We start from the raw sequence: 11,889 nt of genomic DNA on the forward strand, positions 1-11,889 counted from the left end.
GCAGTGGTCGAGCAGCCCTTACGATAATGTTTCCTACAGCAATGTCGGCACAGTGTCAGGCCAGCCCTATCCCATAGTCACTACAGGGCATATCGACGGACTGAAGGCAATCCTGCAAAACGACTACACTAAAGAGAAGGACAAACTCTTCTCCGCCGGATGGAACAACCAGTACGACTTCGGCAATGGCTGGGCCACCACCGCAGACCTGTCCTACTCGACCGCCAAGCGCCGGCTGCATGATGCGTATCTGTTCGCCGGCTTGCCGGGCGAAGCGACCAGCTCCACGGATTTCGCCACGCCGCGTGACGAAGGCTTTCCCAATTTTACTCCAGGGGTGAATTTCGGCGATCCGTCGACGATCTTTTTCACCGATCCGAATAACTATGGCTATGACGGTCGCGAGGAATACGACCGACAGAAGGACACCATCAAGGCCTTGCGCCTGGAGGTCAGCCATCCGGTCGGCTGGATCTTCAGCGACTTCAACCTGGGCGTGAATTATTCCGACCGCAAGAAGACCAAGGAGGCAGACGTCTATTTTGCATGGCTCAATGGCAATGGCTCTGAGACAGGCACCTACCTGCCAGGCTTTGCCGCGCCGATCGATCCGTCCTACCTGAGCGGCAGCACGGACCTGGGCTATGGCGGCATTCCCGGCATCGTGAACTACGACGTCCTGGGGGCGCTTGCCAACCAGTTCTACCTGACCCAGCGCAACGGGCAATCGGATTGGAGTCGCAATTACACTGTGGAAGAGAAGGTCCCGGTGGCGTACCTGAAATTCAATATCGACACGACCCTCGATGGCATACCGCTGCGTGGCAATGTCGGCGTGCAGGTCGTACACACCAAGCAGACTTCCGATGCGTTGCAGACGGATGGTGACGCTCTGGTCGGCCATATTTCCGGCGGCACCAGTTATACGAACGTACTGCCCAGCCTGAACCTGGTTGCCGAGATCGCCGACAAGCAATACCTGCGCTTCGGTTTCGCCAAGACCATGTCGCGCGGCCGCATCGACGATGAGAAAGTGGCTTCGTCGGCAAGCGTGGCCCTGGTCACCGACGGCCCTGGCGCGGGACAGGTGCTGTGGTCCGGCTCAGGCGGCAATCCGCAACTGAAGCCTTATGTCGCCGTGGGCACCGACCTGTCATGGGAAAAATATTTCGGCACGTCCAGCTATGTGGCTGCTGCCGTATTCAACAAAAACCTGCTCAACTACATCTACAACAAGACCGTTCTGGATTACGACTTCTCCGGCTACATCAACGACAACCCGACCCTGGTACCGACCAGCCAGCGCGGTTCGTTCACCCGGCCAGAAAACGGCTCGGGCGGCAAGATGCAGGGCCTGGAACTGTCCGGCGCACTGGAAGGCGGGCTGGTCGCGCACTGGCTGGATGGCTTTGGTGTGCAGGCCAATTTCTCGTTGACCAACAGCACCTTGCCGGTAAGCGCCGTTTCGACGATTCCGGGCAGCCCATCCACCCTGCCCGGCCTGTCGCGCAAGGTCGCCAACCTGGCCCTCTACTACGAAAAATACGGCTGGTCGGTGCGTATCGCCGAGCGTTATCGCTCGTCGTTCACCGGCGAGGCTGTCGCGCTGTTTGACCAGCTCGGCTACACCCAGGTGCTGGCCGACAAGCAGACGGACTTCCAGTTGGGCTACGCCTTCGACCAGGGGCGTTGGAACGGCCTGTCGATCCTGTTGCAGGTCAACAACCTGACCAACTCACCCATGAAGACCGTGCAGACAGCCAACCTGCCCAACGGCATCAGCGTCACGCGCCCGCTGGAGTACGACACCTACGGCCGCACGGTGATGTTCGGCGTCAATTACAGACTGTGATTCAGGCACCGGTCACCGGAGGCGGCGTGTTCAGACCACGCCGCCGGCCATGGCGACGGCTACCGTGAAAGCCACGGCGACGAGCGACACGATGTGCGACAAGCGGTGGGTACGCGAGGGGGCTATGAAAACCATGGGATGGATCCTCCGGGAAAGTCCTGACATGGTCGAAGAGCCCTGCCGATAAATCCAATGCATTGTCTGGATGCCTGGGATAGGCCCTGGCTATGCTTCGGCCTGCCGCCTGCGTAACGCCCGCCAACTGTAGAGCGCGCCCACTATCAGCAGCACGCTGGTGGCGAGAAATACACTGCGCATGCCAAGGTGCCCGCCGAAGAAACCGCCCAGTAACGGGCCGGTGAACTGGCCTGCGTACTGCGAGGAAATCGAATAACCGAGCACCAGCCCCACGGCTTGCTCGGGCACGTTGTGGCGTATCACAGCTGCCATGCATGGCAACAGCCCACCAAGCGCTAGGCCCATCAGGAACCGCAGGCAGACCAGTTGCCAACCCGCCGACACGAACGCCTGCGGCACAAGCAACGCGGCGGCGACCAGCAGCGCCACCGAAATAACGGGCGCATGCCCGATACGATCAGCCAGCCGCCCAAGCCTCGATGCCGAGAGGACGCTACCCAACGCTGCGGCCGACATCGCCAGACCCGCTACGAAGGTCACCTGCCTGGGATCATCGATCAGTGTCTGCACGTAGACGGTGATGATGGGCTCGATGGACATGTTGGCCAGCATCAGCAGCAAGCCGGTCAGCAACATGGCGACAATGATCGATTTATGCGGCACTTGCGACCAATGCCCCCTGCCTTTGGTCACGGCGCGTTCTCGCGGAGCCTCGCGGATAAGCAGGGTGGTGGCCAGGAACGCGATGAAAATCAGTGCGCCGGCCGCCCAGAACGTGGCGCGGATGCCAATCAACGGCGGTAGCAAACCACCAACCAGCGGCCCCAGCAGATTACCCACCATGACTCCGGACGAAAGCATGCCCAGCGCCCAGGCGGAGCGATCACGTGGCGTCTGCACAGCCACCAGGATGGTGGCCCCGGAGGAATAGCCGCCGGCCAGCCCGATCAGAAGCCGTAGCGCCACCAGTTGCCAGATATGCGATACCCAGCCCATCAGCGACATGGTGATGGCCATGCCGAGGCTGGCCCGCACCAGCATCAACTTGCGCCCGTATCGGTCGCCCAGGTGCCCCCAGAGTGGCGCGACCAGGCCCGCCGCGATAAAGGTGGCGCCATAGGCCACTCCGGACCATTGCACGATGGCAGCATGCCCGCTGACGCCCAACTGCTGCACGTAGATAGGCAGAAACGGCAACATCAAGGTCATTGCAAATACGGTCGTGAAAGAGCCAAACAGGCTCACCGCCAGATTGCGCCGCCAGGGATCAGGCATCTCGGTACTCATGGAGTTCTTTGGTATACCATTTTGGTATACCATAAAGAGCGCAACGCCCAGCAGTCAATACGTCGGAGAAAACGCATGTCCCAAGCCCAGGACGTTGAAAAGCAGCTTCGCACCATGATCCTGGACATGGCCCTGGCCCCTGGCGAACGTATTACCGAGCGCTGGGCCGAAAGCCAGCTCGGCGCCTCGCGCACGTCGGTCCGCGCGGCGCTGATGCGCCTGGAATCGGAAGGCCTGATCATGCGCGAGGGACGCGGCTGGATGGTCACGCCCATCCACCTCAAGGAGGTCGAGCAATTGTTCGACTACCGCGAGGTCCTTGAGGTCGCGGCCGTGCGCATGGCCGCCGTGCGTGCCGATATCGACGACCTCGACGCCTTGCAAGCCTTGCTCGACGATTGCGGTCCGGGCACCCCCCGCGAGCTGGCCCATCAGCTCGGTGCCGACTTCCATGTGCAACTGGCCAGGCTTTCGGGCAACGAATTCATCGGCCGCGCCGTCGCCGATGCCATGAACCGGCTCGCTCGCGCACGCTGGCTTGATGCCCGGGCCGATCATCACGGCTGGGACGAACACCGCAGCTTGCTCGCCGCGCTCCGCCGCCGCGACGCCGACCAGGCCGCCGCCCTGATCTCCGCCCATGTCCACGAAGGCCGGGACCGTCTGCTGACCGCCTTGCAGTCGGATCGCCGCAGCCTGCGCGCGCGCGGCGTGAGGCTCGTGGAGTAGAGTTTGATCGGTGAGATCGGCCGCTACGCGACCTGGAAAGTCGGTCTTCGGTTTAAAGAGAAAGAGCGAGCCATCGGGGCTTTGACGTTTTTCCTCTTTATCGCTGGCAACGCGAGCGACCTCACAAATCACATGGCGATCGACCGTACGTCACAAGGAAAAAACATGATCACGCGGCGAATGCGGTTGTGGGCGCTTGTTCCTGTGTGGCTGGCTACCTTGGCGGGCTGTGCATCACCTCCCGTGACGCAACATGCCTCGCCGCCGGCGGCGGCCGCTGCCACCTTGCGCAGTACGCCATTGAAGCCTGAACCGGTACCGCTGATTTCCTCGGGTCATTCCGTCCGTTGGTGGTTCGTCTTCAAGTTCAACGCCAAGGCGTTTCCGCAATGCGGCGCAGGCCCGACGACCGAATCGTGCATCTTTGGCGGAAAGCCCTCGACCAAACCCAAAGGCCAGCAATTCGTCTTTGCCAGCAGTAGCGACAGCCACCTCAGCAAAGGCAATACCTGCCTGGGGCAATCGCAGGAAGACCCGGTCGGCGCGACGTTCTCCCAGGTCTACAGCGGCAATGATTACTACGTGGTGTGGAACGACCAGTTCTACAACGATCCGAAGATCGCCGGGTGCAGCAGCAACTGCATGGCGCCCTGGGCTCACTCCAAAGGCGTGCTGGCGTGGGACGACAACGGCAACGGCTTCCTGATGCAGGTGACCACACCGTCCTGGCCCGGTGGTGCAAGTGCGCAACATCCACGTGCCGCGGGCAACACCCTCGGTTGCGTCAGCAACGACAACAACATCGAATTCAGCCAGCATTTCTTTGCCCTGCAACTCAATCACGACGACCTGACCAAGGTCCTCAAAGCCATGGCCAATGCCAGCGTGGCGACTGATCCGGACAATCCGCAGATCGTCCGCAACGGCGGGCCGGCCGACGTCAAGGCCCTGGTCATTGCCCTGGGCAGCAAATCCGCCAGCACGGCGATGACCGTCGATAAACTATCCACCGGCGTGGAAATGATCTCCAAACCGTCGAAGCTGGCCGTACCGCCGTGGCCGCTGGTGTCTTCGTTATTGGGAGGTGCTTCGCTCAAGGTGGCCAACTGGTGGAATGCGCCCGATCGCATCCCCGATTCCACGGCATCGACGCCGGTCGACTGCTGGAGTGCCGAACTGGGCAAGCCTGGCGCGATCAGCAGCGCCACGACGGGTCAGTGGAGTGGCGTGACCTTCAACCTGCAAGGCGGGGCCAGCGCCGACCACAATCACGCCAAGGTGGCCATCGGTACCGATGCCGGTAGCGACATCGTGGTATTCGGTGACATGAACCAGCAGGGTTCCCTGAAAGGGCACTGCACGGTGGCACAGAACGGGCGCGGCGGATTGTTCTTCGTGCTGCACGATCAGGCGCTCAACCACGATCTGGCGCATATGATGAGCAGCCCCTAGGGCTGCACAACGTCCTGAATCAGGCGCCCCGGGCCTCATCAGCCCGCTCGGCCTGGCGCACCGCATCGATGAAGGCACGCAATGCCGGTGCCATCAGGCGTTGCTGGGGGTAACACAGGTGGATACCGGGAAACGGTGCTGTCCATGCCTGGAGCAACGGCACCAGGCGCCCCTCCCGCAGGTGCCTGGCGATGGCGTTGTCGATGCCGAAACCTACGCCGGCGCCGTGCAGCACGGCGCGTATCGCAGTCTCCTTGTCATTGACGATGATCGGCCCGTCCACGGCCACCTCGAACCAGCGTCCATCCTCGAAGAACTCCCATGCATAGGCCTGCGCCTGTCCCGGCCAGCGCCACCGGATGCAACGATGGCGCACCAGATCCCTTGGATGTACGGGCTCCCCGTGCTCGGCCAGGTAGGCCGGCGACGCCACCACGATCTGTCTCAGCTCAGGCCCCAGTGGCACGGCCACCATGTCGCGCTCGATGACCTCGCCGATACGCAGGGCAACATCGAAGCCGCCGGCAACCATGTCGACCACGGCGTCATCCAGGGTCAGGTCGAGCACCACCTGAGGATAATCATGCGCGAACCGGGCAAGCATCGGCTCGATATAGCGCTCGGCCGCCGAACGAAAGGTATGCACGCGCACCGTCCCCGCTACTTCGCGGCGCAATTGCCTGGCCTCGCCCAGCGCCGCGCCCAGGTCCTGTACTGCCGGCCGTATCCGTTGCACCAGCCGCTCGCCGGCGACGGTCAGCGACACACTTCGCGTGGTGCGATTGAGCAGGCGCGTACCCACGCGCTCCTCGAAGCCACGCACCGTCTGGCTCAATGCCGAAGGCGTCACGCCCAGCGATTGCGCTGCGCGACTGAAACTCAGCGCCTCGGCAACTGCCATGAAGGCGCGTAACTGGTTGTAATCGCTACTGGAAAGCGAGGGCTCCACGGGGCATCCTTTTTTTAATTAATCTAACAAGCTCGATTAGAAATATAGACATTCTGTAGATCAGCTTCCAGGCTTAAGGTAGCCCCACTTCTCAATACGGAGTTCGTCTCCCATGGCAACCTGGTTCATTACCGGCATTTCCCGAGGCCTCGGCCTTTCCCTGGCGCGCGCCGTACTGGCGCAAGGCCATCACGTCTATGGGACCGTCCGCAGCGGCTCGCCGGACCTCCCCGCCTCCCCCAACCTACACGTGATCCATCTCGACGTGGCTGACCTGACGGCCGCCGATCAAGCCATTCGCGATGCCTGTACACAAGCCGGCCAGATCGACGTCTTGGTCAACAACGCCGGCTACGGTTTGCTCGGTGCCCTGGAGAATGCCACCGACGCGGAAATCGACCATCTGTTCACGGTGGATGTCTTCGCGCCCTTGCGCCTGATCCGCTCAGTACTCCCATCCATGCGTGAACGCCGCAGCGGCCACATCATCAACATCACCTCGATCGCTGGACGCGCGCCTGGCCTGGGGTCGGCGGTCTACTCCACAGCCAAGGCAGCGCTGGAGGGACTATCGGCCAGCCTGGCTCGCGAACTGGTGCCGCTGGGCATCAAGGTCACCGCGATCGCCCCGGGCGCCTTTCGCACGGATTTTCTTTCCACGCACTCGATCCGCAAAAGCACCAAGGCGAACGAAGCGTACGCAACCAGTGTCGGTCGTGGCACGGCGGCGCTCGACGCCATGGCTGGCAACCAGCTTGGCGATCCAGAGCGCGCGGCGGCGGCGATCATCCAGGTGGTGGATTCGGCCCAGCCGCCGCTGCATCTGCTGCTCGGCTCGGATGCACTGGCGCGCGCGCGTGAAAAGCTCGATGCCGTCATCGAGGAAATGGACGCCTGGGAAACCCTGACCCGCGGCACCGACTATCCATCAGGGGCGTAAGTAGAAAGCGCGACGCTCTCGTCGATTTCCAAGCCTGGGTTCATCGTCCTGACCACGCTCGGGCGATGAATTCATCGCGCCATGAACGACAGAACAGGGACGTCCTGTCGCTTACACTGCCGCCTCGATCCACGACGAAGGCGTCCCATGCGCGGACTGGATTTCAGCTCCTGGCAAGCCCTGCTCTCCACCCTGCTTGGCCTGGCCATCTTCACCTTGGTAGCCGTAGGCATCCGCCTGATCGTCATGCAGACCGTGCAACAACGGCGCGAACGCGAAAATCGCCAGATCAACGAAAGGCTGCGTGCATTGATGGCCGCCTATAAGACATTGGGCGGCTCTTTCACGGGAGACCTGGCGGTAAGCCCATTACACTTGCGCGAGCTGCGGCGTCAGGCTGCCGTCGCCACCGACGCTATCGTGGCAGGTGAGCCGTCAAGGGCAGACAGTGACCGGCCGCGACGAATCCGCGATGCCGTGGAGGCCGCCCTGTCGGACATCATTCTGCTGGGAACCGACGAACAGGTCAGGCTGGCCGCCCTGGCTGCGGCGGAACTGGTTGCAGGACGTCCTGTCCACGTGGCCGAACTCGTTGTGTCGTTGCGCAACTTCATCCGCCACGCACTCGACCTGGAAGCCATTCCCGCCACCCTGGCCATTCCCAACCAGGGACCGGCACGCCCATCATCGGGCGCATCGCGCGGCGGCAAGGGCGAAGGCAAGGAAGGCGGCAACGCTCGCGGAGGGCGCAGCACGGGGGATGGCATGGGCGGCACTGGCGGCATGGGACATAACGCTACCGTCGACGACGAGCACGATCATCACCATTGATCGCCCACCTGCGCTCAGGCGACCTCACTGCCACACATGGCACGCGACATCACGTGGGCTGATCAGCGACCCGCGTAGTAGCTGGCGCCCAGCTTGGCCTTGTTCGGTTCGGCATCCAGCCCAAACTGCGTCATGCGCCAACGCTTACCCGAGTTGATGTCGCCCAGGTACAGGCGATAACCGCCCGCCGTGGTCGAGGAAAAAAACACGTAACTGGTGCCGCTGACTGGCGCGGCGTCATCGTTGTTGCTCAAGCAATCGTTGATCGGTAGCTCAACCGGCTTATCTGAGGCGCCTATCTTGGCATAGAGCAGATCATGCTGTTGGCGGGCATTGTTCCATTTGGTGTAGAACACCACGCCATCGGCACGCACGATCGGATAGTAAGTGCTCAGGCCGGGCGTCGCGTCGAATGTCACTGCGGCGCCCGTGTTGATGTCCTGCTGGTAAAGGCCAAGGTCCGCGCCACCGCTCCCCTTGACGAACATCAGCTTGCTGCCGTCCGGCGACAGGAAAGGCATGGAATTCTGGGCATTGTTTCTGGTGACGTTAACCAGGTTCTTGAGCGACGGCACACCGTTGGCAAAGACCAGGCTGCCACGCATGACGTTGCCCTCGTTGTACTTGTAGACCACCGATTTGCCATCGGCGGAGAATTTCGGATCCTCGTTCAGCGCATCGCCCTTACTGTTGGTCAGGTTATATGGCAAGTGACTTCCATCCGTCGGCCACAAGAAGACATTCCAGGAATTGTTCTTGATTCCCATGAACAGCAACCACTTGCCGTCCGGCGAGAAGCTGGCATTCATCGGATCGGAAATACCCCAGGAGGCCTTGCTGACCTGGATCAATCGACGTGCGCCGAAGTCGTAGATGAAAAGCTGGCTCGTACCGTCCCCGTAGCTCACATAGCTGTGATACACCAGCTTGCCGTTAAACGCTTTCGGAAAAGACGCATCGGACTGGCTCCCAGGATTGGCGACACACGCAGCCTGCCCTGCGAAGGCTGCCGCCAGCAGGCCAAGGCCGGACAAGGTAAGCAAGATGCGTGAGGGACGAACCAGGGATCTCAGAGCAACGAACATGGAATGACCCTCGGGCACTACGTTGTCATGGGCTGTGTCGGCGCGGCCACGACAGCCCTGAGGGCGTTCGGTCGGTTGCAAATCAGAAATGTGGAATGCATCACATAAAAAGTGCCAAGCTGAACAAGCTGCCATGGACACAAAACTCAGATGTCGATTGGGCAGCCGCTACTCGCAGCCATCTCGTGCGCCACGCCTCAAGAAGGCGTCAACGCAGACCTGTCGAACGAATGGCCACCGGAAACGTGGCCGTTCAGGCGTGAACATCCCTGGCGTGGCTGCCGCTCGTTGCCAGCGAGCCGCACCACAGGTCAATCATCTGCTTTCTTCGGCCCGGCGATCCAAACATGTAGTCATTCAGACGATCAAGGAATCGCTCCTGGTCGGGCTTTGGCAATTGGGTGAAACCGAGTAACAGCGCGTCGACCCTCAAACTTTTTTGCCCTTCCATGCACGTCTCCGGTACTCAGTATCGATCCGCGCAGACTAACCATGCCCTCAACCACGTCTATCGGACAAGGCCTAGAACGACCAGCCCGAAGATCGTTATGTGATGCTTGCACGAAAAATCCCTCGGGGAGCCATGGGCATACCCCCAAGCCATGCTTACGCGATGACAAATCATTTGAGATTGCCAGCTTCCCCGGAAGCGGACGACTGCTCGACCAGGGCTTCGGATGCGTCCTCGCGGGATATACGTGACGCCCGTATCAGTCCATTGGCTATTGCATAGTTGAACAAATCCGCCTCATTTCGAAGACCAAGCTTCCGCATGGCCGACATTTTCTGCGTACTGATGGTCTTTCTACTGCGCCCGATATACGCGCCAATTTTTTCCACCGTCATACCTTCGCAAAACATGCGAAGAACCTCGGATTCGCGGCGACTCAACAATGCATCGCATGACGCCCCTTCCGACGGGGCGGCGTTGACCAGCTTACAGATGGCCGGCGACAGATAAGAATATCCAAAATGAGCGTAACGTATCGCAAAAAACAAGAGCTCGGGGTCTTCGCTCTTGGAGACCACAACGCGGATCCCGATGTCCAGAAGGTCGCGAATCAGGCGTGCATTCTCCAAGCCAGTGAGCACCACCAGCCGGACCTTGGGAAACCGACACATGAGAAAGCGCAGCAAAACGACGCCGTCGCCATAGCGACCGGCCCCCATCGAAAAATCGGTCAGCACGACATCCACTCGTTGCCTGCTAAGCAAATCCACCAGCTCCGTGGAGTTCCTGGCTGCCCCTATTAGATCGATGCCGTTGGCAGAAGCAAACAGATGCTTCAATCCTGACAGAAACGCCGGATGATCATCGGCAATGGCGATACGCGTGCTCACAATAATCTGTCCCCAAGGTCCGTTAGTGGGAAATAGCTTGTTTCGAGCCATCCTTTATGCGCATAGTAGTACGTGAAACATAAGGTTTCGAGGAGATCATGGTTCTGGAACGAACTCGAGTTGCGTTAGCCGACGATCATCCGGTGATGCGACTAGGCATGGAGACGGCATTGCGTGCCAGCACATCCGTCAGCGTAGTAGGGTCTGCAAGTCACTCGGGAGAGCTGGTAAAGCTCCTCCACATGCATGCCTGCCATTTCGCCATTACGGACTATGCGATGCCTTCGGGCGACCATGGCGATGGCTTGGAAATGCTTGCTTACTTGAAACGCCATTTCCCGGACACTTGTGTCGTAGTGATGACCGCCATCGACAAACCGGCAGTCATCCGTTCCATCATGGCCACAGGTGTTTGCCATATTCTAAGCAAGGCCGACGACATCCACTTTCTTGCATCAGCGATCAACGCGGCCATCCAGGGAATGGCCTACTTTTCGCCCTCGATCAAGAAAATGCTCATTCATCCGAGACGTACAAGGCATGCGTTGCCTCTTTCGCCACGGGAAAGGGAAGTACTGACGCTGTTTGTGGCAGGCAGGACGGTGGGAGAAATTGCCGAGCAATTGCAAAGAAGGAAACAGACCATCAGCACGCAAAAAATGGCGGGCATGGCCAAACTCGGGCTAGTCAGCGATGCAGATCTATTTACCTGCGCCAGCGAATTGGGGTTGCGCACCCAGGGCAAAACCTGCAAAAGACCTGCGCCACTGAATGATCATCCGACCAGGGATTTGCGGCGATGATCCACATCACTCAGAAAACCGGCAAGTACGGATAGATGCACGCCGCACTGACCAAGCGGCTCCCCGGCATCGAGCTTTTGCTGGATAACTCCGCATAATTCAGCCGCGTCGCTCTCCCTGAGTACGAATAGCATATCCCTGATCACGTGAACGGCCGACTGAAGCGTGCCGCGATCTTCCGAAAGCCATGCCGTGCGGAACTCCGCCGCGTATTCTTTGCATTTTTCAACGAATATGGGCAGCAGATTCTCGGGAATCTCGATCTCTGATCTGGCAAATGCTTCGAACGGTGTAGCCATGATATCTCAACCGCATTAGTAATGGACGCTAAGCGCCAGGAGTACGCCACGCCAATCGCAGCATGGTGATACAGCTTGCCAAACCACCGTCCGCGAACCTATAGGACTTGTTCTAAAATTCATGTTCACAACCATGATGTCAACGCGGCAGCGTGAATTCCGAGCCTGCTATTTCGACTTCAA

Annotated in this window: 12 protein-coding genes; 6 read left to right on the plus strand and 6 right to left on the minus strand. The window is 60.2% G+C overall.

The features are described from left to right. A partial coding sequence (locus VF436_RS20095; protein ID WP_330905832.1) for a TonB-dependent receptor occupies positions 1-1,852 on the plus strand: 1,852 nt, incomplete at its 5' end. Between the two features lie 225 nt (positions 1,853-2,077). Here the strand turns inward: VF436_RS20095 and VF436_RS20100 are convergent. Further along, positions 2,078-3,277 carry an MFS transporter gene (locus VF436_RS20100; protein ID WP_330905833.1) on the minus strand — a complete coding sequence of 400 codons (1,200 nt, stop codon included), beginning with the start codon at positions 3,275-3,277 and terminating at the stop codon, positions 2,078-2,080. A 75-nt stretch (positions 3,278-3,352) separates the two neighbouring features. On the opposite strand from VF436_RS20100, the gene VF436_RS20105 reads away from it, so the two are divergent. Both VF436_RS20105 and VF436_RS20110 read left to right on the plus strand, forming a co-directional pair. Continuing rightward, positions 3,353-4,006 carry a GntR family transcriptional regulator gene (locus VF436_RS20105; protein ID WP_330905834.1) on the plus strand — a complete coding sequence of 218 codons (654 nt, stop codon included), beginning with the start codon at positions 3,353-3,355 and terminating at the stop codon, positions 4,004-4,006. Positions 4,007-4,171: 165 nt separating this feature from the next. After that, the gene (locus tag VF436_RS20110) at positions 4,172-5,458 is read left to right on the plus strand and encodes a deoxyribonuclease II family protein (RefSeq protein ID WP_330905835.1); all 1,287 of its coding nucleotides are present in this window, start codon (positions 4,172-4,174) and stop codon (positions 5,456-5,458) included. Between the two features lie 19 nt (positions 5,459-5,477). Here VF436_RS20110 and VF436_RS20115 read toward each other — a convergent pair whose 3' ends face one another. Continuing rightward, the gene (locus tag VF436_RS20115; protein ID WP_330905836.1) at positions 5,478-6,407 is read right to left on the minus strand and encodes a LysR family transcriptional regulator; all 930 of its coding nucleotides are present in this window, start codon (positions 6,405-6,407) and stop codon (positions 5,478-5,480) included. Positions 6,408-6,519: 112 nt separating this feature from the next. Between VF436_RS20115 and VF436_RS20120 the strand changes: the two genes are divergently transcribed. Together VF436_RS20120 and VF436_RS20125 are read left to right on the plus strand one after the other, a co-directional pair. Further along, complete coding sequence (locus VF436_RS20120; protein ID WP_330905837.1) at positions 6,520-7,347, plus strand: oxidoreductase; 828 nt, start codon at positions 6,520-6,522, stop codon at positions 7,345-7,347. Positions 7,348-7,494: 147 nt separating this feature from the next. After that, on the plus strand, positions 7,495-8,178 hold the full coding sequence (locus tag VF436_RS20125; protein WP_330905838.1) for a hypothetical protein: 684 nt from the start codon (positions 7,495-7,497) through the stop codon (positions 8,176-8,178). Between the two features lie 62 nt (positions 8,179-8,240). Here VF436_RS20125 and VF436_RS20130 read toward each other — a convergent pair whose 3' ends face one another. From VF436_RS20130 to VF436_RS20140, 3 genes are all read right to left on the minus strand, one after another. After that, positions 8,241-9,263 carry a hypothetical protein gene (locus tag VF436_RS20130; RefSeq protein WP_330905839.1) on the minus strand — a complete coding sequence of 341 codons (1,023 nt, stop codon included), beginning with the start codon at positions 9,261-9,263 and terminating at the stop codon, positions 8,241-8,243. 253 nt (positions 9,264-9,516) lie between these two features. Next, complete coding sequence (locus tag VF436_RS20135) at positions 9,517-9,714, minus strand: hypothetical protein (protein WP_330905840.1); 198 nt, start codon at positions 9,712-9,714, stop codon at positions 9,517-9,519. 170 nt (positions 9,715-9,884) lie between these two features. After that, positions 9,885-10,604: a response regulator transcription factor gene (locus VF436_RS20140; RefSeq protein ID WP_330905841.1), complete on the minus strand. Its 720-nt coding sequence runs from the start codon at positions 10,602-10,604 to the stop codon at positions 9,885-9,887. A 98-nt stretch (positions 10,605-10,702) separates the two neighbouring features. Between VF436_RS20140 and VF436_RS20145 the strand changes: the two genes are divergently transcribed. Continuing rightward, the gene (locus VF436_RS20145) at positions 10,703-11,407 is read left to right on the plus strand and encodes a response regulator transcription factor (protein WP_330905842.1); all 705 of its coding nucleotides are present in this window, start codon (positions 10,703-10,705) and stop codon (positions 11,405-11,407) included. On the opposite strand, the gene VF436_RS20150 is transcribed toward VF436_RS20145, so the two are convergent. Then, positions 11,380-11,706: a hypothetical protein gene (locus tag VF436_RS20150; protein ID WP_330905843.1), complete on the minus strand. Its 327-nt coding sequence runs from the start codon at positions 11,704-11,706 to the stop codon at positions 11,380-11,382. The two genes, VF436_RS20145 and VF436_RS20150, sit on opposite strands and share 28 nt — an antisense overlap. Between the last annotated feature and the right edge of the window lie 183 nt (positions 11,707-11,889).

This window comes from Dyella sp. (assembly GCF_036384435.1).
Lineage (GTDB): Bacteria > Pseudomonadota > Gammaproteobacteria > Xanthomonadales > Rhodanobacteraceae > GSA-30.

Excerpts from the sequence above, each read along its gene's own strand:
- VF436_RS20130 (WP_330905839.1), bottom strand. The coding sequence starts at position 9,263 with ATGTTCGTTGCTCTGAGATCCCTGGTTCGTCCCTCACGCATCTTGCTT.
- VF436_RS20135 (WP_330905840.1), bottom strand. The coding sequence starts at position 9,714 with ATGGAAGGGCAAAAAAGTTTGAGGGTCGACGCGCTGTTACTCGGTTTC.
- VF436_RS20125 (WP_330905838.1), top strand. The coding sequence starts at position 7,495 with ATGCGCGGACTGGATTTCAGCTCCTGGCAAGCCCTGCTCTCCACCCTG.
- VF436_RS20110 (WP_330905835.1), top strand. The coding sequence starts at position 4,172 with ATGATCACGCGGCGAATGCGGTTGTGGGCGCTTGTTCCTGTGTGGCTG.
- VF436_RS20150 (WP_330905843.1), bottom strand. The coding sequence starts at position 11,706 with ATGGCTACACCGTTCGAAGCATTTGCCAGATCAGAGATCGAGATTCCC.
- VF436_RS20145 (WP_330905842.1), top strand. The coding sequence starts at position 10,703 with ATGGTTCTGGAACGAACTCGAGTTGCGTTAGCCGACGATCATCCGGTG.
- VF436_RS20100 (WP_330905833.1), bottom strand. The coding sequence starts at position 3,277 with ATGAGTACCGAGATGCCTGATCCCTGGCGGCGCAATCTGGCGGTGAGC.
- VF436_RS20120 (WP_330905837.1), top strand. The coding sequence starts at position 6,520 with ATGGCAACCTGGTTCATTACCGGCATTTCCCGAGGCCTCGGCCTTTCC.
- VF436_RS20105 (WP_330905834.1), top strand. The coding sequence starts at position 3,353 with ATGTCCCAAGCCCAGGACGTTGAAAAGCAGCTTCGCACCATGATCCTG.